The organism is Paenarthrobacter nitroguajacolicus (genome assembly GCF_007786235.1).
Lineage (GTDB): Bacteria > Actinomycetota > Actinomycetes > Actinomycetales > Micrococcaceae > Arthrobacter > Arthrobacter nitroguajacolicus_A.
This window is the reverse complement of the sequence record NZ_VNFK01000032.1, coordinates 1-20,728: the sequence shown is the minus strand read 5'-3', so window position 1 is coordinate 20,728 and position 20,728 is coordinate 1. Positions and strand designations below refer to the sequence as shown.

The window sequence follows — 20,728 nt, the reverse complement described above, 5'->3', positions numbered from 1 at the left end:
CACCCTGAGCAACGGCGCCGGGCTCTGCGAAGCCTGCAACCACACCAAAGAAACCCCCGGCTGGAGAAGCAAAACCATCCCAGCAGACACACCGGGCACCCACACCCTCGAAATCACCACACCCACAGGCCACAGCTACCGATCCACAGCCCCACCCCTGCCGGGGCAAGGTCAAGCTCGAGGAAATGTCCGAGATATAGGCCACGACGCCCAAGCGACCTCACCCAAAGCGCCGCCGGAGCCACTGCCGACGGTGGCAGCTACAGCACCTAAGCCAGGCGCGTCCACAACTGAACACCAGGACCTCGCCCGTGTTTAGGCACCAAATAAGTCCGGCAGCCTTCGAAGGTGCGTCGATCGCTACGGCGTGCAGGCATCTTTCAGTGCCTGAACTGACTCAGCCGGCACTTCGTCCCCTGCTTCCGCGATCTGGTTCAACGGCGTCGTAATTTCTGCGGGGACACCGGCAGCGCTGGCGGCCGAGACCAGTCCGGCGAGCAGCTGCTTGTCCTGAACGCTGACCAAGCCGTCCTGGACCACAGCGCAAACCTGCTTGGTCACTTCGTCGGCGGCGGCAGTGGCCACCTTTGAGGCTGCCTCACTGGCTGCGTTCGTGGCTGCTTCCTCCACGGCTCCGCAGCCTACGAGCATCAGCAAAAGGGGGACGGCGGACAGGGCAGCAAGGCGACGGGTCATGACCCCAGCCTAGCAATCCAGTGTCCAGCCCAAATTGCTCTGGTCCGTCATTGTCGAGATTGATACGCTCGCCGAATGCGGCTCCGTCCGATCGATCTCGTGGATGTGTTCGTCTACCTTGTGGTGCTGGGCGTATTCATTCAGCTGTTCCCCGCCGTTATTTCCGAATCCTTCCTGCTGGCGCTCCTCACGGCCGTCCTGCTCAAGGTCGTCCTGGAGATAGTGCTGCTGGCCAAGAAGAGAATCGTCGCTCGCATTCGAGGTGGAAAGACGGCGGCCGTACGCATCATCAGCATCGTGGCGCTGCTGTTCGTGATGCCCGGAAGCAAGTTCCTGGTTCTTGAATTGGTCCATTTCGCGTTCGGCGACGCCGTGCAACTCGGCGGGTTGCTCCCGGTAACGGCCCTGATCATTGTCTTGATGCTGGCGCGCGGTGGCATGCGGCGTTTGTTCGCTCAGACGGACCAATGAGTTCGGCTGCGCGGAGTGAGTTGCCCTAGCCCCCAATAAGCTCCTTCACCGGACCTTCGTGCAACGCCAGGTAGACGTCGTCCCGGAGCTGGTTGGCCTCGGGACCGGTCAGTGTGCCGTCCAGGGGCCGCAGGACCAATCTGATCAGGGCGTTGGCCTGCCCCGCATGGATCTGAAGCCGTTGCCGAGCTGCCAAGGGAAGCTCGTCGTAGGGAGTCAAGGCCACCAGCTCGACGCTTTCCAAGTCCTCGTCTCGGCCTGCCAAAGCTGTTCGGACCCTGTCTCCGAGCAACTCACCGTCCATGTCCGCGGCTACGACGATGGAGATGTCCCTGCTGATGGAGGGCTTTTGGGAGACAGGTTTCCAAGGTGACAGATCCAGCATCTGTTGTTCGACCCTTGGGTCCGCAGACCTGAGCAGCCGTATGTCCGGAAGTCCCTTGCGAAGCATCAGGGCACGGTCCAGACCCATGCCGAGAGCCAATCCCGACCATTGCATGGGATCCAACCCGGCGTCCAGGAAAAGTTGTGGCGCCATCAGACCGCACTCCGCGAGTTCCAGCCACTCCCCATCCATCCGAACATCCAGCTGCAGGCCGTTTTGGGTATAGGGGTGGACCGCCGGAACTGCCCGCCAGTCTGCGTCCGGCAGCACCGCATTCACCAGCGAGCCGACCATCTCTTGAAGATGGCTGGAGTTCAGAGCGTCCATGGAAGACACGCGCCACAAGTCCACTTGGTGGGGTGTCCCCACATGGGTGCGGTCAATGGAGTCGCGCCGGTAGACCAGACCGGGAACAGCCCAGAGCTCGTCGATGGACCCGTTGGGATCCAGCGAGCGCAACAGCGACGGGATGGACGCAGAGGTGTGGCTCCGCAACATGACGCCAGGACTGACATAGCGGGAGTATCTTTGGTCGCGCGTGACGTCTGCCGGGCTGAATCCCAGCCGATCGTAATTGTCGGCCACGCTGACCAAGGGACTGTGGCGAATGATCCGTGCCGGCACGTCCCAATGCTCGCGCAGGCCCCGCACCATGTCGCGGAGTAGGTGCTGCATCGTGTGCGGGCCATCGTGCGGATTGGAGAGGTCCCTGATGGTCAGGGCGTCATGAAGTTCGGCGGGGCTGAGGTAGTTGGGCATTGCGAGTCCTTGGCTTGCGGGAAGTGGGTGGAGGGTTCCTCCCCCGACTTACTCCGGTGCCAGGACCTAGGCGCGCGCCAACCAGCCCTCGCGACCGGAGACCGGTCGGGGGCAAGTAAATCGACGCATTGCGAGCATGGGCCGACTATACCCTTGTCCGCCCCATCGGGACTACCTGTTGATCGGCTTGTTCAAAGCGAGGCTGATGGTTTGTCCCGCCACCAACTCCCCGACGGAAACATCGGTGAATTCGTACCAGGTCCCGCCGGTCCCCGTGAGCGGCCTGTTCGCTGATCGGATGTCAACCACACTGAAGCGGAAGGAGACTTGGCGCTCGGTGTCTCCAGCCGCCGTCGTGTATGTCAGCGGGATGCCGTCCGCGTCTGCGGTGAAGTTCCCACGGGCGCCGTCGATTGGCAACTCGCCGGGGATCAACCGTACTTTGGTGCCGGCGGGGATGGGTTTGCCTGCCGACAGAGACGGGTTGTACATCAGCAACTGCTCGGTGGTGGACCTGAATTTGTAGCCGAGGCTATCGAAGGAATCACCGTCCACTGTGGTGTAGAAGATGGCCTGTCCGAAGGAGTTATTGATGGTCGCTCCGGCACCGGACCGGCTGTCCACCGGGTTCTTCTGCAACTGGATGAGGTGCCCTTCACGGATGAAGTAGGTGTTGCCTTGCTCGTACACATATGGGACCTTGTTCGCTTCAGCCAACTGCTCGCCAGTGAGCCCGAACCGGTAGCTGATCCCATCCAGGGTGTCGCCGGCTTCGATCTTGTAGTTCACCGGAATGCCATTCGCGTCTTCGGTGAACGCGCCCTTGGCACCGGTGATCGGACCGGGCGCCGGAATCAGCCGTAGCCTGGTACCCGTTGGGACGGGGTCCGTGGCCTTGAGCCCATTGAACTCGGCGAGTTTCGCCGCGGACAGCTCGAAGGCCTCAGCCACGTTCGCAAGACTGTCGCCGTCGACGGTGGTGTAGAAATCCGCATTTCCGAACGAATCAGCGACGATGGCACCTTTGGGGGACGCATTTTCGACGGCGGCAGTTGACGCGTGTGCGGTGGGCGCCGGAGGTAGCGGGTCGGGTGAGGGTTCCGTGGCTGTACAGGCAACCAGCCCGGTAGACAGCACTGCCGCGAGCAGGCCAGATCGAACCGCAAACTTCATGACTTCCCCCAAAGAGCGCCCGCGTTGCAGCGGGGTGAGCATATCTCAATGAACAACCCTAAAGACCCTAACGTTCACTCATCCGGTAGACCGACACGTGGCTGCGGGACTCTGCGGTGAATTCGCTGCGGTCCCAATCCGCCCAACGAGATTCCAGTTCGAACCCGGCAAGCCTGGCCATGAGGTCCAGCTCGCTCGGCCAGACGTAGCGGTGGGGCGTCCGCCCGATCCGCGCAGCCCGCCCGTCCGAAAGGTCAGTGCCGAACTGCACGTGGTGGGAGATGACGTGTTGGCGCAGGACGTCGTACGTGTCCACCAGCAGATACCCGGGCCGGCTCACCTCGACAGTTCCCCCGTGCCCGGGCGGGAGTGAACGCAGTTGCGGCACCCAAAGCTCCACGACGAACCGCCCATCAGGGGCCAAGTGTCGGGCAGCGTTCTGGAAGCACCGGACCTGCTCGTCCTGTGTCAGGAGGTTGGAGATGGTGTTGAACACGAGGAATGCCAGCGAGAAGTTTTCACCGGCGCGCGCCTCGGACATGTCGCCCTGCACTACTGGGATCCGCGACTCCCCCACTTTCTCGCGGAGGCGGGAAATCATGGCGTGGGACAGTTCGATACCGCTGACCCGAACCCCTGCCGCAGAAAGGGGGATGGCGACACGACCGGTACCTATGGCGAATTCAAGGGCCGGACCATCGCCCGCGAGCTGGGACAGGACCTCAACGGTGGGGTCCAAGACCTCCGGGGAGAACATCCCCTCACCTGGAGTGTCATAGTTCCTGGCGGCGTCATCGTCCCACAGATGTTGCTGGTTGATCATCGTTCCACTATTGCAGGCAGGCAGCGGCGGCTCGGCGAGGCGCCCCCACCTATGCTTGACGGATGGGAGAAAAGCCAGTGGACCATGCGGCGTTGGCCGTCTGCATGATCGACATCTCGTCTGACATTCGGCGTAAGTCGCTCAACGAAACGGGCCTCCGACCCATCTCCAATGGCGTGCTGGAGATCCTCCGGGTGGTGGAGAGCCATCCCGGTGTCACGGTTGCCGAGGTGGCCTCCCGTTTGGGCCGACAACTGAGCAACGTCAGCGTCCAACTGCGTGAACTGGTGGCGGCAGGTCTGGTGACGCGGGTCAAGGATGCAGCGGACAAACGTTACGTCTCCCTCCACCCCACCGACGAATCCAAGCGGATCAAGGCACTCCTGGAAGGCGCGTGGGCTGAGGCACTGACCAAGGCCAGCAACCGCCTGCTCCCCGAAGAACGTGAACAGATTGCGGCGAGCCTCCCTGCGCTGCAGCGTTTGGCGTCGTTCCTCGCGGAACCAGAGCGGACAGCCAACAACTAAGCCCACCCGAGAACCGGGTTTCCGGAGTACGACGCACGTCACTCCCCGAATGGCTTACACGCATCCTGAAAGTACTTATACTTTTATAAGTATTACTACTTCCAGGGATGGGTGACGCGTGGCATCACAACTGCTCGAGACGACGGGCTCCACAGCCCAAGGGCGTAAGCAAGGAAAGAAGGTGGGCCCCGGCTGGCGCGCCCTCCCCTTCCTGGCCCTGGCGCAATTCATGGTGGTCCTGGACGGCACCATCGTGAACCTGGCACTCCCCCGCCTCCAACTGGAGATGGGCATCAGCGACTCCACCCGGGCCTGGGTAGTCACCTCCTATGCCCTCGTATTCGGCGCCTTCCTGCTGCTGGGAGGCAGGATCGCGGACTTCTGGGGGCGGAAGCGCACCTTCATCACAGCCGCGGCAGGCTTCGCCATCGCCTCACTCATCGGCGGCCTCGCCCAGCAGCCATGGGAACTCATTGGCGCCCGCGCGCTTCAGGGCATCTTCGCGGCATTGCTTGCCCCGGCCGCCCTTGCGCTCCTGACAGTCGCCTTCCCTGGGGGCAAGGACCGTGGGACGGCGTTCGCCATCTTCGGTTCCATCAGCGGCGTGGGCGCGGCAGTCGGCGTGTTGCTCGGAGGCTTCCTCACCCAGTACGCTTCATGGCGCTGGTGCTTCTTCGTTAACGTCCCCATCGCGATCATCGCGCTCATAGGCGTGTGGGCGCTGGTGAGCGAAAGCAAAGCCGGCGGCTCCACCAAATACGACTGGCCCGGCGTCGTCCTCGCCGCCCTGGGCCTGGGCTCCCTGGTGTACGGCTTCGCCAACGCCGAACACGGCTGGGGTGCGATTGAATCCTGGGGGTTCATCGCGGCAGGCGTGCTGATGCTGGTACTTTTCGTCGCCGTCGAACGTAAGGTCAAGAACCCGCTGCTGCCGTTGCGCGTCGCCACCGAACGCAACCGCGCCGCAGCCTTCCTGGCGTCATTCCTTGCCGGAGCGGTGCTGATCGGCGGCATCCTGTTCATCAACTTCTACCTCCAAATCATCCTCGGCTTCGCGCCCTTTGCCGCCGGAATCGCGTCCCTCCCAATGACCGTGGTGCTGATCATCACCGCTGGAGTCGTTGCGAAAAACCTGCCCACCTTGGGCGCGAAGGTCCCCAGTGCGCTCGGCCCCATCCTCATGGCCGCAGCCATGCTCTGGCTCACCCAGGTCACCCCGGACGGCACCTACGCGGTGAACATGCTGCCAGCACTGGTGCTGATGGGAATCGGACTCGGGATGGTCTTCGTCCCCATGCAGAACCTGGCGTTGTTCGGCGTGGATAAGGACGACGCCGGCGTGGCAAGCGCCCTGGTCAATGCGTCGCAGCAGATCGGCGGCTCGCTGGGGATCGCACTGTTCAGCGCCGTTGCGGCAGCAGCCACAGCCGCGGCCAGCGGTGGGGCGCTGGCTGCATTGACGTCAGGCTATTCACTGGTGTTCCTCTGGGCCGCCGGCGTGGCGGTAGTGATCGCACCCATCGCGCTCCTCCTCATCAGGATCGACCGCAAGACGTTCAGCGGATCTGACCACACGCCCCACGTCCACTTGGGTTAGTAAAAGCCGGAGGCGCCGGCACCCTTGCGGGGTGGCGGCGCCTCTGGCTGTGGCACGGAGCGATGAACGACGACGGCGGACGCCTCACGTAAACATTGGCGTGATATAACTCACATTCTGTAAGCTGAATTGAAAGTCACGCAGCCGGCTTTCCTCGCTCCACATTTGGCAGGTCCCCCATGGCACCCAATTCCCTCAAGGCCGAAATCCTCCTGGCCCATGGTGTCGGGCCCTCCGCGGCCAGCGTTGCTCGACGAAGAGCGGCCGAAAGCCATGGCCACCATCGGGCCGCCAACAAACCTGATGCCCTCCTGGGAGCCATAGCAGTACGGCAACTCTTCCATCGCTGGCCGTTGGTGCCCTCCCGCGAACTGGAACGCATCCGTCACGTCCTCCTCCATTGCGACCAGCTGGGCTCGCCGGACACCCATCACTTATCGGAACCGGCCCAAGCATTACTGGAGCTCATCAACTGCGAGTTGGAGCGGCGTCGTACCTCATCCAAGAACCGGGAAGAAACGGCGAGCAGCAACTAGCCACCAAGTAGTCCCGCAAAACCAGAGCTACCGGATGATGGGGAGTCCCGCCGTCGGGAAGACGCTGGGGAAGATCGACGGCGGCGGCACGGGGACAGTGTCCAGCGGCACCGTGACGCCGTCCGCGCCGACGGTGACGAGGTGGTCACGCACGTGTATGGCCAGTGGTTCGTCGCTGTAATCCTGGCCGGACACGAGGCCCAGCGCCATGGAGCCCTGCGAGAGTTCCACGGACAGCAAGCGCCCCTGGACCTTGAGCCGGAAGGACAATCCGTCCCACTCCGAGGGGAGGCGTGGATCGAAGCGCAGCACCTCACCCTGGTCCCGCATGCCAGCGAAACCGCAGACCAAGGAGCTCCAAATGCCACCGGTGGAGGCGATGTGGACGCCGTCGATGGTGTTGCCGTGCGAGTTGTCCAGGTCGATGAACAGGGCATCGGTGAAGTGCTGCAACGCCACGTCGCCGTAGCCAACCTCGGCAGCCATGATGCCCTGCACGCACGCGGACAGGGTGGAGTCGCCGGTGGTGATGGGATCGTAGAAGTCGAACGCCCGTTGCTTTTCCTCGGCTGTGAAGTCCTGCCACTGAAGGAACATGGCCAGCACGGTATCGGCCTGTTTGAGGACCTGGTGCCGGTAGATCACCAACGGGTGGAAGTTCAGCAGCAGCGGGTACTTGGACCTGGGGGTGTTCCAATCCCACGGCTCCAGGGTCATGAAGTCGTTGTCCTGGCTGAAGACTTCCAGGTGCGGATCATAGGGGAGCGACATTCGCTCAGCAGCCTGGCGCCACACCATGCGTTCGGTATCCGCGATGCCCTCGTGCTCCAGGGCCGCAGCGGCACGCAGGTTAAAGCGGGCCATGACGTTGGTGTACAGGTTGTCGTTCACCACTGCGGTGTACTCATCCGGTCCGGTGACGCCGTGGATGTGGAACATGCCGTCCTTGCCGAAGAAGCCCAGCGAAGCCCACATGCGCGCAGTCTCGATCAGCAGGTCGGCCCCCAGTTCCCCACGGAACGTGTCGTCGCCGCTGGCCCACTCGTAGCGGTTGGCGGCGAACGCTATCGCGGCGGCGATGTGGAACTGGGCCGTTCCTGCCGCGTAGTAGGCGCTGGCTTCCAGGCCGTTAATGGTGCGCCACGGGAACAGCGCACCGTCCACGCTGAGCTCCTTGGCGCGAACGCGGGCGTCAGGCAGCATGGCATGGCGGGATTCCAGCACCTTACGGGCACCGCAAGGGTTGGTGTACGTCAGGTAGGGCAGGAGGTAGATTTCCTGGTCCCAGAAGTAGTGTCCCTCATAGCCTGAGCCGCTCACGCCCTTGGCGGGGATACCTGCCACGCCGGCGCGGGCAGTGGCCTGGGCCAACTGGAACAGGCCCCACCGCACCGCCTGCTGCATTTCCGGCTGCCCACCGATGGAGATGTCCGCGGTGGTCCAGTACTGCTCGTAGTGCGCTTTGCTCTGGGCCAGGATGTCGCCGAAGGACACCAGGTTGGCTTCCGCATCCGCTGCGAGGCTCTCCCCGCGGTCTTCGTCGTCCGAGGAACCGGCCACCACGTAACTGACCGACTTCTCCAAACGGAACGGGCCGCCGTCGTGAATCGCCAGAACGTAGCGGACGGACGATTCGTCCTCCGCCACCAGCGTCTCGAAGGGCTGCCCTTCGGCAGAAATCCAGTGGTCAACGGCCATCGCGACACGCTGCCGGGATTCGGAGGTCTCCCATGCGAGGCGCAGGGAACCGTCTGAACCCTGCAGGTGCAGCGGCAACAGGACACGGCCGGCGTGGCGGCCGGAGCGGCGGGGATCGTGGACCGAGTGGTCCTCCACAGGCTGGTCCTGCCGGTTTACGACGCCGGACGTGATGTCCGCGGACACGTCTCGGTCAGCGGACACGGACAGTTCCAGGCCAAGACATCCGCGCGAATCGAACCCGACTGCACGGCGCTCTACCGTGGTGACTGTAGCGCCCGAGCGGCAGGCCCACGTGATGCTTTCCTCGTAGACGCCTGTGGAGAAGTCCACACTGCGGTGGTAGTCCAACACAGTCGATTCGGACAGGCTTAGCGCTTCGCCGTCAATGGAAACCGTGAAGTTGTTGGCGTCCGGAACATAGACGATCCGCTGGCCCGTACGGGCGAAGCCATAGGCATTCTCGGCGTGCTTGATGTCCCAGATCTCGTGGAAGCCGTTGATGAACGTTCCCGGAAGTTCGCCGTCGCCGGCTGTTGAGTGGGAGCCACGGATGCCAAGGTGGCCGTTGCCAAGCGCGAACAGCGTTTCCAGGGTTCCCTCGTCACCGGGGACGTGGATGTTTTCCACGAGCTTCCAAGGCTCGCAGGGGTAGCGCAGCCGATCGGAGCTGATGAGTGCCATGGGCTGATGAAGTCCTTCGAAAAAAGTAGGGTCAGAGAAGATCGTTGAGGTCGTCGACCACCAGCGTTGCGCCGGCATCGAGCAAGGTCTGGCGGCCCGCGCCGCGGTCCACGCCGATCACGGCGTAGAAGGGAGCGCCGGCCCCGGCCTGCACTCCGGATACGGCGTCTTCCACCACGATGCATTCCTCCACGGGCACGCCCAGAAGGCCTGCCCCATACACGTACGTGGCCGGGTCCGGCTTACCGGGAAGTCCGACGCCGGCAGCCACCTGGCCATCGACGACCACCTCGAAGTGGTGGTCGAGTCCGGCGGCCTTAAGTACCGCAGGAGCGTTCCGGGAGGAGGACACCACGGCCACCTTGAGACCGAGCTCCACTGCCGCGTTGATGAACTTGACCGAGCCTTCGTACGGTTCAACACCGCGCGAACCCACGATCTCGTTGAAGATGGCGTTCTTCCGGTTCCCCAGGCCTTGGACTGTCTGGTGATCCGGGTGGTCATGGACCGGGCCTTCGGGCAACCTGATTCCGCGGGATGTCAGGAAGTCGCGGACGCCATCAAATCTCGGCTTGCCGTCGATGTGATCGAAGTAGTCGCTTTCCTGGTAGCCCTGGGGGTGGCCAGCCTCGGCCAAGTAGCCGTCGAACAGTTCCTGCCACGCTTGCTCATGCACCACGGCAGTCGGCGTCAGCACGCCGTCGAGGTCGAACAACAGCGCTGAAGCGCCAGTCCAGGCATTACGAAGATCAGTCATGTGCATAGTTCCGTTCAGCGCTTGTGGCGCGTGGTTTTGCGTTCGATGAGCTTGGTATCGAGCAGGTGGTTGGAGGGCTGGTTGGGGGTTTCGTTATTCAGCAGGCGGTCACACAGCAGGTTTGCCGCAAAGGCACCCTGGTCGGCCACGGGTTGCGCCACGGTACTCAGGCCAAGGAACCAACTCATGGGGTGGTCGTCTATACCGATCACGGACACGTTTTTTGGCACGGACAAGCCGTGTTCACGGAGCGCTGTCAACGCACCAAACGCGGCTTCGTCACAGTGGGCGAACACTGCCGTGGGCCTTGCGCCGCGGGTGATGAGTTCTGTCATTGCCCGGCGACCGTCGTCGATGCTTGGCCCTGCGCCCACCACAAAGTCCGGGTGGACGGTGAGGTGGTGTTCATCCAGCGCACGCCGGAAGCCGCGGAACCGTGGAGTCTCAGTCACAACGGGGTGTTCATTGCTCGAGAGAACGGCCAAGTCCCAATGGCCCAGCCCCAGCAGGTGTTGGGTTGCCTGCCAGGCCGCGTGTTCGTCATCGATACCTACATTGTCCCACGGAACATTTCGCATGCCCACGCTGGCCACCGCCAGCCCGGAAGCGTCCAACGCTTCCACTTCTCCGGGCGCGAGGTCAATATTGAGCAGCAGCAGCCCGTCCACCCTCTGCGCGAGGCTCTCAAGGTCCTCGAAGAACTGCTTCCGCACAGTGGCCTTGTTTCGCAGGCTGATCAGGACTGTGTCATAGCCGCTGTCACCGAAGACTTCCTCCGCTGCTTCCACCGCCTGGGCAAAGAACCAGGCTGTGGCTGTAGGGGCGACGATGGCTACTGAACCGGTGGTGCCGCCTGCCAGCCTCGATGCTGCAGCGGAAGCTTTGTAGCCAAGTTTGCTGGCGGCTTCCGCCACCTGTCGTTGGGCTTTTTCAGAAACGTTGGGGAGGTTCCTGAGGGCCCGCGACACCGTGCAAATGGACAATCCGGAGAGAACGGCTACGTCCTGGATTGTCACCCTGTGAGTCCTAACCATGCAACACGGCCTCAACCCTTTCCCTACTCGCCTGACGCCTTGGCGTGTGCCCCGAACCGGGTCACCAGCCAAAAGTGTAAGCGCTTACAATTTTGTCATTCAATAGAGTGCAGTCGAATACGAAATTGTGACGCGAATCTCACCTGAAGGTTGATTCTGGGGCCTTGATGCCGTCTAATCCGCGGCCCTTATCCCAACGCTCCCTGCCCGTTCAGCACGTAGAACTTCAGGAAAGCACTCACATCCACCAATTCGGCCGGCTCAATCCTGTGTCCCATGCCCGGATAGGTCCGAGCCGTCAAGGCTACGTTGGCGTTCAACCATTCCTTGGTGTGAGCGATCGCGTCCTCGTTAATGACGGGGTCCGCCTTGTCCCTTCCCCAGAAGAACGGGGGCGGGGAATCGAAGGACTCGCTCAGGGCCAGGAGGTCGTTGTCCATCACAAATCCGGACAGGCCAACAGTGGCGGCGAACTCGTGGGGACGCAGCCGCAGCAGCGTGCTGGCCATGGCCATGCCCTGCGAATAGCCCAGCAGGCTCACGCTGCTGTGATTCTTCTTTACGGAGTTGATCCAATCGAACACCCTGTTGGTGGAGGAGATGACGTCCGCGAAATCGTTGGTCAGGAAGTAGTCCAGCAGGAACCAGCCGTAATGGTCGCCGATGACTTTGGGGCCGCGCAGGGCCGCGCAGGTGAACTCGCTCGGCAAGTGCGGAAAGATATCCACCATGCGCTGCTCGCTGGTGCCGTAGCCGTGCAGCATCACCAACAACGGGGTGCCCGCGCGCTCATTTTCCGGCTTCGACCAAACCACTGAATCCATGGGATTGAGACTAGTAGACTTGCCGCATGACTCCGCAGGAACTGGCCAACCTGGCCCATCTGCGGCGCGCCCGCGACTTCATTGATCGCGAGTACGCGCGTCCGTTGGACGTACCCACCATGGCCGCCGGCGCCCTCATGTCCCCCGCCCACTTCTCCCGCCAGTTCAAGGCAGCCTACGGCGAATCGCCCTACAACTACCTCATGACGCGGCGGATCGAGCGGGCCATGGCACTGCTCCGCGGCGGCACAAGCGTCACCGATGCCTGCATGGAAGTCGGCTGTACGTCGCTGGGCTCGTTCAGCACGCGTTTCACCGAAATCGTGGGAATCACTCCCAGCGAATACCGCTCCCGCGAACACCACGCAGCGAAGGCCATGCCGAATTGCATCGCCAAACAGCACACCCGGCCTGACCGCAAGGGAACTCCAAACCTGAGCAGGATTGAAGAAGCGCCCACGTCATAGCTGCAATAGCGTGTGGTTCATGAACATTTCACTGAAGTACGCACATGTCACTGTCAACGATGTCGACGAGTCGCTGGCCTTCTACCGTGACGCTTTGGGCTTCGAGGTCCGCAACGACGTCGGTTCTGACGGCCAGCGCTGGGTCACCTTGGGCAGCGATGCCCAGCCTGATCTTGAGCTGGTCCTCTCCCCTCCGCACGCCGGCCGTTCCCAGGCCGACGGCGACGCCATCCAGGAACTGCTCACCAAGGGCGTCATGCCCATGCTCGTCTTCACCACGGACGATCTGGACGGCACCTTCGAGAAGCTACGCTCGTCCGGCGCTGAGGTCCTCCAGGAACCCATCGACCAGCCGTGGGGGCCGCGCGACTGCGCCTTCCGCGACCCTTCCGGCAACATGATCCGCATCAACCAGGGCTGATTTACCCGACGCCGGCCTGCCAGCGACAGCAACTGCCTGCTAGCGACTCAGCAGGCTGGCGTCGGATAACTCACCATCTTGATGGGTGGAGGCAATGGCTGCCGACACCACATCAGACAATCGCTGACGGCGACCGTAGGCCTGCCGTTGCAGCCGCTCGCCCGAGCCTCGGCGGAGGATGTTCGCCACCCCTGTGCGCGCGAGCGCCAGATCACCGGTTTCGGTCAACGAACGGCCTACGTGCCGCAGCAGGGCGGCCGCCACATCGGCAGCCGGGTAGGGATTCTGTTCCAGCGGATGCAGCAGTTGGTTGTTGACACCAAAGCGGCTCGCCTTCCAGTTGGCCATGCGGATCACGGGTGTCACAATGCTCGACGGCGGGACCCCCTTGCGCCATTCGTCCGCCGTTGTTTCCACCAGCGCTCGTGCGATCACCGCGATGGTGAGGGCATCCTCGGCGTAAAGGCAGACATCGGCTATCCGTAGCTCTACGGTTGGATGCCCCCTGGACAGTCGCGCATCGAAGTAGATCATGCCCTCATCCAAGGGCACCCCGGTGCCCAGAAGCCCCGAAAGCACCGCCCGATAGCCGTCCGCGGAACCAAAAACGTCCATGGGGCCAGCCGTGGGCCATCTGTTCCAGATCTGCGTCCGGTAACTGGCAAAGCCGGTGTCCACGCCCATCCAGAACGGAGAATTGGCGCTCAACGCCAAAAGCACAGGGAGCCAATGCCGCATGCGGTCCAGGACGGCGACGCCTTCGTCAGGCGACTCGATGGACACATGGACGTGGAATCCGCAGGTGAGCTGCTCCCGGGCTATCAACCCGAACTCTGTGCCCATGGTGGCGTACCGCTGATTTCCCAACGTGGGAGTTGCGTGGAAGACCGGCGGCGTGGCCAGGGCCGCTACCCTCGCCCCCACCGCCCGAGCAGCCTTGTCCGACAAAGCCCGTCCCGCACGGATTTCGGCGCGAAGCTCGGCCGCTGTCCGGCAGGGGCGGGAATTGACCTCGATTTGCTCCTGCTTGAACTCGGACTTCAGTGCGGTGTCATCGTCCGGACCGGCTTCCGCGCCTTGTGGGGATGCCACGTCCAGGATGTCGGCGGCCAAAGCCAAGGGCTGGCCGTCGACGGGATCGGCAATCAGCAATTCCTCTTCGACGCCAAATGTGCGCACAGCCACCCTCCCCACTATGAGTTATTCAGAGACGGCGGTCATCCAACGTGGCGTGGAACCTCCATTTGGAAACCGCAACGGCAGTGGAGCACCTGGGTCTGCAGGTACACCTCCAAGAGGTTGGGGACGCCCGGATCATCAGTGGTCCGGGGTGCCTCGATCACTCGTTCGGTGGGGCGTCCCAGCGTCATGGGTTCGCCACAGTGGGTGCAGCTGAACCAGAGTCCGGCTGCAGAAGTGGAAAGGAATTCCCGTTGGATCTCCGGTACCAAGGCATCCAAGCGAACTGTGTGGGCGTAGAACGTATCGCACTCGCTGCAGGTGTAGCTGACGTCGACCAGCACTGACTGATTCGGTTCTGCTTCTACCACCGTTTCCACAAAAACGTAGGAATCGGTATCGCAGACCGTGCACCAGGGGCGTTCTTCGATATCGCTTGTTGCGGGCGCCGACCCACTGACATGCTTCGGGGCGGGAAGAGGGGATCCAAGCGTCATTGCCATTCTCCTTTTGCTCCTTCAAGGAGCCTGCATGCATGCACGCGGCGAGCCGGCCGATGAGGGCCACGGCTAAAGGTGCAGTTCTTGGACCATCCGGGATGGCGCCAGGTCATGAGGCTCCAAGGGCTATCTGCTTAACCCACCTAAAATGTAGTTCACCAGTGGCGGGCGTCACAAGTCATGGAATCGCGTTGGGACGCTCCGCCAGGGAGCTCAGGGTTCGAAGTGCGCCACGGGCGCCTTGTCAGCCACGGACTTCACCAGCGACTCGGCCACGTCCCGAAGTTTCTGGTTTCGGCTGCTGGAAGCCTTCTTGAGGATCTGGAACGCCTCATCCTGGCTGCAGCGGTTCTGGCCCATGATGATTCCGCTGGCGAGGTCGATGACCGTCCTGTTCTGCATGGCATCCTGGAGGTCGTCGGCGTGCTGCTGCTTCACGCCGATCCGCACAGCCAACCGCAGTGAGCGCTCTGCCTGGCTTGCATAGAGCTCACAGTTTCGAATGGTGGCAGCGTCGTAGACATGGGCCTGGGGAGCGAAGAAGTTGAGGGCAGCCGTGGCGCCTTCATCCAGTTCCAACGGAACGCAGAGCGCTGACAGGTGGCCGCGCTCGGCAATGACGGAACAATATTCGGCCCAGCGCTCTTCGGTGGAAGTGTCCGGTACGTGCACGGTGGCATGGGTCCGCATGGCCTCCAGGCAGGGACCATCCCCATAGGCCTGCTGCACTTCATCGATCAGCCTGGCCTCGTGGGTGCTTCCAGCCACTGTGGCCGTGCGGCGACGCCGGCTGAGGGTGATGCCGCAAAGCACGTCAAGACCAACAGCCTCGGAAACTGCGGCCGCGGAAAAAGCGGCCAGCTCTTGCAGGAAACCGCCCACGTCTTCGCTGTCAATGACCAGGTCCTGCAGCTTTTCCGGAACGGAAACATCGTCGGGCGCCGGAGCAGCTTCAGGCAGCGCTACGTCAACGTTCATTTCGTCCATGCCTTAGTTTAGGGTTGCCGGGGACATAAGTGTTGAGCCTTTTGGTGGCCGGAGGCAAATCCTTGCCTTCCGGGGACCCGGCAGGGCAGAATCTAGCTACGGTCATGCAACATTGGACCGGGATTCTCTCGCTCAAGCAGACGGGCGCCCCTCATTTCGATGCAGAGGTCACCCATGCCCGCCCAGCCCGCATCCCGCGTTCCGGACGAAGCGCATCAGCCACCCGACGAGCCGTTGTGGTGTTCGCGCTGCAATACGGACAAGCACCTTCTGGTTAACTCCATCCAGTCGCATTACCCTCCCGCGCCCAACATGGTGGATGTTGCCTACGAATGCCACGCCTGTAGGTACTCCTACCGGCAGATTGCTTCCGTCCAGAAGGTGGCGGTGGTACTGAACCGCCCCGGGATTGCGCAAGGAGTGCTCCAGTTCGGCGGGCAGTATCTCCATTGCGGAGAACCCATGAAAACCAAGAGCTGCGAGCTGCGGAGAATCCAGGCACCCCTGGCGTTGAGGCCCGGGGACAGTGAGCGGCTCTATGAGATCTATATCAACACCCGCATCCTCGGATGCCAGTGCGGTTTTCGCATGGAGATCCCCGACTAGGGCGCGAAGACTGCCTGGAAGGGCAATAACAGCAACGTAGCTGGAACTACCGGAAGGGAAACGATGCACGCAGATTCAAAGAGGAATGAAACGCCTGCTCCAGAGCGCAAACCATCCACCAAGCACAAACTCCCGGACCCGCCCGATCCGGACAACCTGCCCATCGACTATCCGGGCACAGACCGGGATTCCGGCCGATACTCCGCCGGCACGGCCAAGAACCTGCGCCCTCAGCGCGAGGGCTTTTTGAGGAGAGTGCGACCATGAGCGAGTTCCCGCCAGACCCTTCGCATCCGGATCCCACGCGGGAGCCAGGACCAACGCCCGAGCCCGTTCCACTGCCGGAGCCCGGGCCTCCACCCGTGCCGGATCCCTCTCCCGGCCCGACGGTGCCCCCACCCCCGGGGCCAGCAGGACCGCCCCCGCTTTAGGGAGCAAGTCACCACCCAATAGACCGGATCCTGGCAAATCCCCCAGTCAGGATCCGAACGAGGGCATGTCGCGCTACAGGGAGCGCGGCATGCCCTTTTGCTGCGCCCGGAGACCGGAACCCTGAATCTCGAAGGAGCCCGAATCTTTGTTTGTGTTGGTTTCTATTGACTTACCAACATAAACAAAGATAGAGTCAAGCAATTCCACATCGTTGTGACAGCAGTCACGGAGGTGGCTGCACTGAAAACTTGGCTTTACCGCAATGGAGGGTACGTGTTCGCTGAAGAGCGCCAGCAACTGATCTCCGCACTCGTCGCAGAGCGCGGACGGGTGAGCGTCACGGACCTCGCCGACCGTTTCAGCATCACCACTGAAACCATTCGCCGCGACCTCGCGGCCCTTGAGGTCTCCGGAAACCTTCGTCGAGTACACGGCGGCGCGGTCCCGTCCGACCGGCTGAGTACCCGCGAGGAGAGCATCCTGGAACGCGCCGTCCAGCGCCCGTCGGAGAAGCTCCGCATCGCTCATGCCGCCCTCGCCCTGATCCCAGAGCTGACCACGGGCAGCATCCTCCTGGACGCCGGTTCCACCACCGAGACCCTCGCGGACCTGCTGGCCCAGCGGACTCCGCCCGCGAACGGCAACGACGAACTCGTGGTGATCACGCATGCCATTCCCATCGCCGGAAAGCTATCCTCCACCCAGGGAATCGCCCTCCAGATCCTTGGTGGCCGCGTCCGCGGACTGACCCAGGCCGCCGTCGGACAGTCCACGGTGGAAGCCGCCTACCGGCTCCGCCCGGACATCGCCTTTGTGGGAACCAACGGGATCCACTCCGTCTTCGGGCTCAGCACCCCCGATCCCGAAGAAGCTGCCGTGAAGGCGGCCTTCGTCAAGTCAGCCCGCCGCGTGGTGGCCCTGGCCGATTCGTCCAAGCTGGACGCCGAAACACTGGTCCAGTTCGCCACCCTGAAGGATGTTGACACCTTGATTACTGACAACGAACCCTCTGCGGAACTCGCAGCGGCTTTGGCCGAAGCCGGCGTCGACGTGGTGATCGCATGATCGTCACCCTCACCGCCAACCCCAGCTTGGACCGCACGGTGGAACTCCCGGGAGCCTTGGCCCGCGGCGAAGTTCAGCGCGCGGTGGCCGTCCACCAGGAGTCTGGCGGAAAGGGCGTCAACGTTTCGCGCGCGCTCGTCGCTTCCGGCCTCGAAACCTTGGCAGTCCTGCCGGGCGCCGACTCGGACCCTGTCCTTTCCGGACTGCACGACGGCGGTGTACCGTTCGCGGCGCTGCCCATCGGTCAGGCGCTGCGCAGCAATGTGACGCTCACCGAACCGGATGGCGTCACCACCAAGATCAACGAGCCCGGCCCGGAGCTGAGCGGCGAACAGCAGGAAGCCCTGATCGGGCTGCTGCTGGAGCGCTCCCGTGGCGCCAGCTGGGTGGTTCTCGCGGGCTCGCTCCCACCAGGGGTGCCCGCGGATTTCTACGCCACAATCGCGCGTCGACTCCGGTCGAACGCGGATGGAAGTGCCACCCCCGGCATCGCCATCGACTCCTCCGGGGCTCCGCTTGCGGCAGCCGTGGCGGGCGATGCCGCAGGAAAGCCCGACCTCCTCAAGCCGAATGCGGAAGAGCTCGCAGAGCTTGCCGCCGCAGCCGGTTTCGCCAACGTCTCCACAGCTGACGAGTTGGAAGCGGACCCGGCCAAAGCCGCCCAAGCCGCTGCCGCCGTCGTCGCCAGCGGTGTAGGCGCCGTTCTCGCAACACTCGGGTCCAAGGGCGCAGTCCTGGTGACCGCGGACGGAGCATGGTTCGCCACGCATCCGCCGATCAAGGCAGTCAGCACGGTAGGCGCAGGGGATTCATCCCTTGCCGGCTACCTGCTGGCCGCAACCCAGGGCGGTTCCGCACAGGACTGCCTCCGTCAGGCCGTGGCACATGGTGCCGCTGCTGCTTCGCTGCCGGGCTCCACTGTCCCGGCAGTCCACCAGACAACCCCCGACGCCGTCACCATCACGGCCCTCCAGAAGGATTCACAGTGACCCAGCTGATCACCCCCCAATTGGTCACCCTCGACCAAAACCTGGGCGACTCCCCCGCCGATGTCATCCGCGTCCTGGCAGGCAAAGTTGCCGCATCCGGCCGAGCTTCCGAGGTTGAAGGGCTCTTCGCTGACGCCTTCGCCCGCGAGCAGAAGACCGCAACCGGCGTCCCCGGCGGCATTGCCATCCCGCACTGCCGCTCGGCCGCCGTCACGGAGCCTGCCCTTGCCATGGCCCGACTGTCCCACAAGGTGGACTTCGGCGCCAAGGACGGCCCGGCCGACCTCATCTTCTTCATCGCAGCCCCGGACGGCGCGGACCAGGAACACCTGAAGCTGCTCTCCAAGCTGGCACGTTCGCTGATCAAGAAGGACTTCACCGCAGCGCTGCGTGCGGCTTCTTCCCCTGAAGAGATCGTGGAGCTGGTTGATGGCGCCATCGGTGATGCTCCCAGTACCAGCGAAGCCGGGAACGGGGGACGCGGAGTGGCTGGGCATCGCGAAGCGGGCACGACCCCCGTTGCCGGCGAAGCGGCGTCCACATCAGCACCCAAGCGCATCGTCGCAGTGACCGCCTGCCCTACCGGCATCGCACACACGTACATGGCGGCCGATTCGCTGGTTGCCGCCGCCAAGGAAATGGGCGTTGACCTGCAGGTTGAGACCCAGGGTTCCTCCGGCGCCAAGCCGCTGGACCCGGCAGTGATTGCTGCGGCCGACGCCGTGATCTTCGCCGTCGACGTCGACGTTCGCGGCAAGGAGCGCTTCGCCGGCAAGCCGGTCATCAACGCTCCGGTCAAGCGCGGCATCGACGAGCCCACCAAGATGGTCGAGGAAGCCCTGGCTGCCGCCGTCGACCCCCACGCACGCCGTGTTCCGCACTTCGGTGCCGAAGAGCAGGCTGAGCGTGCCGAGGAGGAAAAGGGCGAGCACATCGGCCAGAAGCTGAAGCGCGCGCTCCTCACCGGTGTCAGCTACATGATTCCGTTCGTTGCGGGTGGCGGCCTGCTGATCGCCCTCGGCTTCCTGCTGGGTGGTTACGACATCACTGAAGTCGCGGACAAAGTGGTTTTGGAGAACAACTTCGGCAACCTGCCTGAGGGCGGCCTGACAATCTATCTCGGCGCTGTGCTGTTCAAGATCGGCGCCCTGTCCATGAGCTTCCTGGTCCCGGCGTTGGCGGGCTACATTGCCTACGCCATTGCCGACCGCCCCGGTATCGCTCCGGGCTTCGTCGCCGGTGCAGTCTCCGGCTTCATGGGCGCCGGCTTCCTGGGCGGCATCGTCGGTGGTCTCTTGGCCGGTTACATGGCGCACCTCATTGGCACCTGGCAGGTACCGCGCTGGCTCCGTGGCCTGATGCCCGTGGTCATCATCCCGCTGCTGGCCTCGATCTTCGCGTCCGGCCTGATGTTCCTGGTCCTTGGCGGCCCTATCGCCGGCCTCACGGTTGCACTGAACACCTGGCTCACGGGCATGAGCGGCGCATCCGCCGTGGTCCTCGGCATCATCCTCGGCCTCATGATGTGCTTTGACCTGGGTGGCCCGGTCAACAAAGTGGCCTACGCCTTCGCCGTGGCCGGCCTGAGTGCCGGCAGTGCAGACAACCAGGCTCCGTGGATGATCATGGGCACTGTGATGGCTGCCGGCATGGTTCCTCCTCTGGCGATGGCCCTGGCCACCGCACTGGACAAGAAAGTCTTCACCCTCAACGAGCGCGAAAACGGCAAGGCAGCCTGGCTGCTGGGCGCGTCCTTCATCTCCGAAGGGGCCATCCCGTTCGCTGCGGCTGATCCGCTGCGCGTGATTCCCGCCAGCATGCTGGGTGGCGCTCTTACCGGTGCTCTCTGCATGGCCACCGGAGTCACTTCACAGGCTCCCCATGGCGGTTTCTTCGTCTTCTTCGCTATCGGGAATCTGGCGATGTTCGTGATCGCCATCGTCGCTGGAATGATCGTCAGCGCACTGGCTGTCATCGCCCTCAAGCGCTGGGCCGTCCGGAAGCCGGTTGAGGCGGAACCCGTTCCGGTCACGGCCAGCGTCTAGATGTACTAACCCGGTAGGTTGTTGACGCGGCTGGCTGGGGAGGCGCCTTTGAGTGCGGTGTGTGGCCTGCTGC

General features: G+C 63.3%; 21 protein-coding genes and 1 pseudogene. 11 read left to right on the top strand and 11 right to left on the bottom strand.

Annotated features, from left to right (window positions below):
- Positions 1-319, top strand: a pseudogene (locus tag FQP90_RS23720) (hypothetical protein); the annotation flags it as partial.
- A 41-nt stretch (positions 320-360) separates the two neighbouring features.
- Here the strand turns inward: FQP90_RS23720 and FQP90_RS22690 are convergent.
- Positions 361-696, bottom strand: a complete 336-nt coding sequence (locus FQP90_RS22690) for a hypothetical protein (RefSeq protein ID WP_144653352.1) — start codon at positions 694-696, stop codon at positions 361-363.
- Positions 697-771: 75 nt separating this feature from the next.
- On the opposite strand from FQP90_RS22690, the gene FQP90_RS22685 reads away from it, so the two are divergent.
- On the top strand, positions 772-1,167 hold the full coding sequence (locus FQP90_RS22685; RefSeq protein ID WP_144653350.1) for a hypothetical protein: 396 nt from the start codon (positions 772-774) through the stop codon (positions 1,165-1,167).
- Positions 1,168-1,192: 25 nt separating this feature from the next.
- Here FQP90_RS22685 and srmL read toward each other — a convergent pair whose 3' ends face one another.
- From srmL to FQP90_RS22670, 3 genes are all read right to left on the bottom strand, one after another.
- The gene (gene srmL, locus FQP90_RS22680) at positions 1,193-2,311 is read right to left on the bottom strand and encodes a PheS-related mystery ligase SrmL (protein WP_144653349.1); all 1,119 of its coding nucleotides are present in this window, start codon (positions 2,309-2,311) and stop codon (positions 1,193-1,195) included.
- 171 nt (positions 2,312-2,482) lie between these two features.
- A complete protein-coding gene (locus FQP90_RS22675) occupies positions 2,483-3,484 on the bottom strand; it encodes a LysM peptidoglycan-binding domain-containing protein (protein ID WP_167510550.1) in 1,002 nt (333 codons plus the stop codon).
- 67 nt (positions 3,485-3,551) lie between these two features.
- On the bottom strand, positions 3,552-4,307 hold the full coding sequence (locus FQP90_RS22670; protein WP_144653345.1) for a class I SAM-dependent DNA methyltransferase: 756 nt from the start codon (positions 4,305-4,307) through the stop codon (positions 3,552-3,554).
- Between the two features lie 62 nt (positions 4,308-4,369).
- Between FQP90_RS22670 and FQP90_RS22665 the strand changes: the two genes are divergently transcribed.
- From FQP90_RS22665 to FQP90_RS22655, 3 genes are all read left to right on the top strand, one after another.
- Positions 4,370-4,834 (top strand): MarR family winged helix-turn-helix transcriptional regulator, encoded by a 465-nt coding sequence (locus FQP90_RS22665; protein ID WP_144653343.1) that lies wholly within the window; start codon positions 4,370-4,372, stop codon positions 4,832-4,834.
- A 118-nt stretch (positions 4,835-4,952) separates the two neighbouring features.
- Positions 4,953-6,431, top strand: a complete 1,479-nt coding sequence (locus FQP90_RS22660; RefSeq protein ID WP_144653341.1) for an MFS transporter — start codon at positions 4,953-4,955, stop codon at positions 6,429-6,431.
- Between the two features lie 179 nt (positions 6,432-6,610).
- Positions 6,611-6,967: a hypothetical protein gene (locus FQP90_RS22655; RefSeq protein ID WP_144653340.1), complete on the top strand. Its 357-nt coding sequence runs from the start codon at positions 6,611-6,613 to the stop codon at positions 6,965-6,967.
- Positions 6,968-6,994: 27 nt separating this feature from the next.
- Here the strand turns inward: FQP90_RS22655 and FQP90_RS22650 are convergent, their stop codons facing one another.
- The 4 genes from FQP90_RS22650 to FQP90_RS22635 all read right to left on the bottom strand — a co-directional run bounded on the left by FQP90_RS22650 (position 6,995) and on the right by FQP90_RS22635 (position 11,964).
- Complete coding sequence (locus tag FQP90_RS22650; protein WP_144653339.1) at positions 6,995-9,349, bottom strand: glycoside hydrolase family 65 protein; 2,355 nt, start codon at positions 9,347-9,349, stop codon at positions 6,995-6,997.
- A gap of 31 nt (positions 9,350-9,380) precedes the next feature.
- Positions 9,381-10,112, bottom strand: coding sequence for an HAD family hydrolase (locus FQP90_RS22645; protein WP_144653337.1), 732 nt, complete (start codon positions 10,110-10,112; stop codon positions 9,381-9,383).
- Between the two features lie 8 nt (positions 10,113-10,120).
- Entirely contained in the window at positions 10,121-11,122 is a 1,002-nt protein-coding gene (locus FQP90_RS22640; RefSeq protein WP_244296956.1) for a LacI family DNA-binding transcriptional regulator, read from the bottom strand.
- A 206-nt stretch (positions 11,123-11,328) separates the two neighbouring features.
- Positions 11,329-11,964 (bottom strand): alpha/beta hydrolase, encoded by a 636-nt coding sequence (locus tag FQP90_RS22635; RefSeq protein WP_144653334.1) that lies wholly within the window; start codon positions 11,962-11,964, stop codon positions 11,329-11,331.
- Positions 11,965-11,990: 26 nt separating this feature from the next.
- Here FQP90_RS22635 and FQP90_RS22630 point away from each other — a divergent pair, with 26 nt between their 5' ends.
- Positions 11,991-12,431, top strand: a complete 441-nt coding sequence (locus tag FQP90_RS22630) for a helix-turn-helix transcriptional regulator (RefSeq protein WP_144653332.1) — start codon at positions 11,991-11,993, stop codon at positions 12,429-12,431.
- A gap of 19 nt (positions 12,432-12,450) precedes the next feature.
- Positions 12,451-12,852 (top strand): VOC family protein, encoded by a 402-nt coding sequence (locus tag FQP90_RS22625; RefSeq protein ID WP_144653330.1) that lies wholly within the window; start codon positions 12,451-12,453, stop codon positions 12,850-12,852.
- Positions 12,853-12,891: 39 nt separating this feature from the next.
- Here the strand turns inward: FQP90_RS22625 and FQP90_RS22620 are convergent, their stop codons facing one another.
- From FQP90_RS22620 to FQP90_RS22610, 3 genes are all read right to left on the bottom strand, one after another.
- Complete coding sequence (locus FQP90_RS22620; protein ID WP_144653328.1) at positions 12,892-14,037, bottom strand: glutamate--cysteine ligase 2; 1,146 nt, start codon at positions 14,035-14,037, stop codon at positions 12,892-12,894.
- Positions 14,038-14,069: 32 nt separating this feature from the next.
- Entirely contained in the window at positions 14,070-14,528 is a 459-nt protein-coding gene (locus FQP90_RS22615) for a hypothetical protein (RefSeq protein WP_144653327.1), read from the bottom strand.
- Positions 14,529-14,744: 216 nt separating this feature from the next.
- Positions 14,745-15,518: a GAF and ANTAR domain-containing protein gene (locus tag FQP90_RS22610; protein ID WP_144653326.1), complete on the bottom strand. Its 774-nt coding sequence runs from the start codon at positions 15,516-15,518 to the stop codon at positions 14,745-14,747.
- Positions 15,519-15,692: 174 nt separating this feature from the next.
- Between FQP90_RS22610 and FQP90_RS22605 the strand changes: the two genes are divergently transcribed.
- The 4 genes from FQP90_RS22605 to FQP90_RS22585 all read left to right on the top strand — a co-directional run bounded on the left by FQP90_RS22605 (position 15,693) and on the right by FQP90_RS22585 (position 20,655).
- Positions 15,693-16,124 carry a hypothetical protein gene (locus tag FQP90_RS22605; protein WP_144653325.1) on the top strand — a complete coding sequence of 144 codons (432 nt, stop codon included), beginning with the start codon at positions 15,693-15,695 and terminating at the stop codon, positions 16,122-16,124.
- A gap of 705 nt (positions 16,125-16,829) precedes the next feature.
- The gene (locus FQP90_RS22595; RefSeq protein ID WP_144653323.1) at positions 16,830-17,621 is read left to right on the top strand and encodes a DeoR/GlpR family DNA-binding transcription regulator; all 792 of its coding nucleotides are present in this window, start codon (positions 16,830-16,832) and stop codon (positions 17,619-17,621) included.
- Positions 17,618-18,610, top strand: a complete 993-nt coding sequence (locus FQP90_RS22590; RefSeq protein WP_144653321.1) for a 1-phosphofructokinase family hexose kinase — start codon at positions 17,618-17,620, stop codon at positions 18,608-18,610. The genes FQP90_RS22595 and FQP90_RS22590 overlap by 4 nt, the downstream gene beginning before the upstream one ends.
- Positions 18,607-20,655 carry a PTS fructose transporter subunit IIABC gene (locus tag FQP90_RS22585; protein ID WP_144653319.1) on the top strand — a complete coding sequence of 683 codons (2,049 nt, stop codon included), beginning with the start codon at positions 18,607-18,609 and terminating at the stop codon, positions 20,653-20,655. The genes FQP90_RS22590 and FQP90_RS22585 overlap by 4 nt, the downstream gene beginning before the upstream one ends.
- Positions 20,656-20,728 lie beyond the last annotated feature (73 nt).

Excerpts from the sequence above, each read along its gene's own strand:
- FQP90_RS22690 (WP_144653352.1), bottom strand. The coding sequence starts at position 696 with ATGACCCGTCGCCTTGCTGCCCTGTCCGCCGTCCCCCTTTTGCTGATG.
- FQP90_RS22685 (WP_144653350.1), top strand. The coding sequence starts at position 772 with ATGCGGCTCCGTCCGATCGATCTCGTGGATGTGTTCGTCTACCTTGTG.
- srmL (WP_144653349.1), bottom strand. The coding sequence starts at position 2,311 with ATGCCCAACTACCTCAGCCCCGCCGAACTTCATGACGCCCTGACCATC.
- FQP90_RS22675 (WP_167510550.1), bottom strand. The coding sequence starts at position 3,484 with ATGAAGTTTGCGGTTCGATCTGGCCTGCTCGCGGCAGTGCTGTCTACC.
- FQP90_RS22670 (WP_144653345.1), bottom strand. The coding sequence starts at position 4,307 with ATGATCAACCAGCAACATCTGTGGGACGATGACGCCGCCAGGAACTAT.
- FQP90_RS22665 (WP_144653343.1), top strand. The coding sequence starts at position 4,370 with ATGGGAGAAAAGCCAGTGGACCATGCGGCGTTGGCCGTCTGCATGATC.
- FQP90_RS22655 (WP_144653340.1), top strand. The coding sequence starts at position 6,611 with ATGGCACCCAATTCCCTCAAGGCCGAAATCCTCCTGGCCCATGGTGTC.
- FQP90_RS22650 (WP_144653339.1), bottom strand. The coding sequence starts at position 9,349 with ATGGCACTCATCAGCTCCGATCGGCTGCGCTACCCCTGCGAGCCTTGG.
- FQP90_RS22645 (WP_144653337.1), bottom strand. The coding sequence starts at position 10,112 with ATGCACATGACTGATCTTCGTAATGCCTGGACTGGCGCTTCAGCGCTG.
- FQP90_RS22635 (WP_144653334.1), bottom strand. The coding sequence starts at position 11,964 with ATGGATTCAGTGGTTTGGTCGAAGCCGGAAAATGAGCGCGCGGGCACC.
- FQP90_RS22630 (WP_144653332.1), top strand. The coding sequence starts at position 11,991 with ATGACTCCGCAGGAACTGGCCAACCTGGCCCATCTGCGGCGCGCCCGC.
- FQP90_RS22625 (WP_144653330.1), top strand. The coding sequence starts at position 12,451 with ATGAACATTTCACTGAAGTACGCACATGTCACTGTCAACGATGTCGAC.
- FQP90_RS22615 (WP_144653327.1), bottom strand. The coding sequence starts at position 14,528 with ATGACGCTTGGATCCCCTCTTCCCGCCCCGAAGCATGTCAGTGGGTCG.
- FQP90_RS22610 (WP_144653326.1), bottom strand. The coding sequence starts at position 15,518 with ATGGACGAAATGAACGTTGACGTAGCGCTGCCTGAAGCTGCTCCGGCG.
- FQP90_RS22605 (WP_144653325.1), top strand. The coding sequence starts at position 15,693 with ATGCCCGCCCAGCCCGCATCCCGCGTTCCGGACGAAGCGCATCAGCCA.
- FQP90_RS22590 (WP_144653321.1), top strand. The coding sequence starts at position 17,618 with ATGATCGTCACCCTCACCGCCAACCCCAGCTTGGACCGCACGGTGGAA.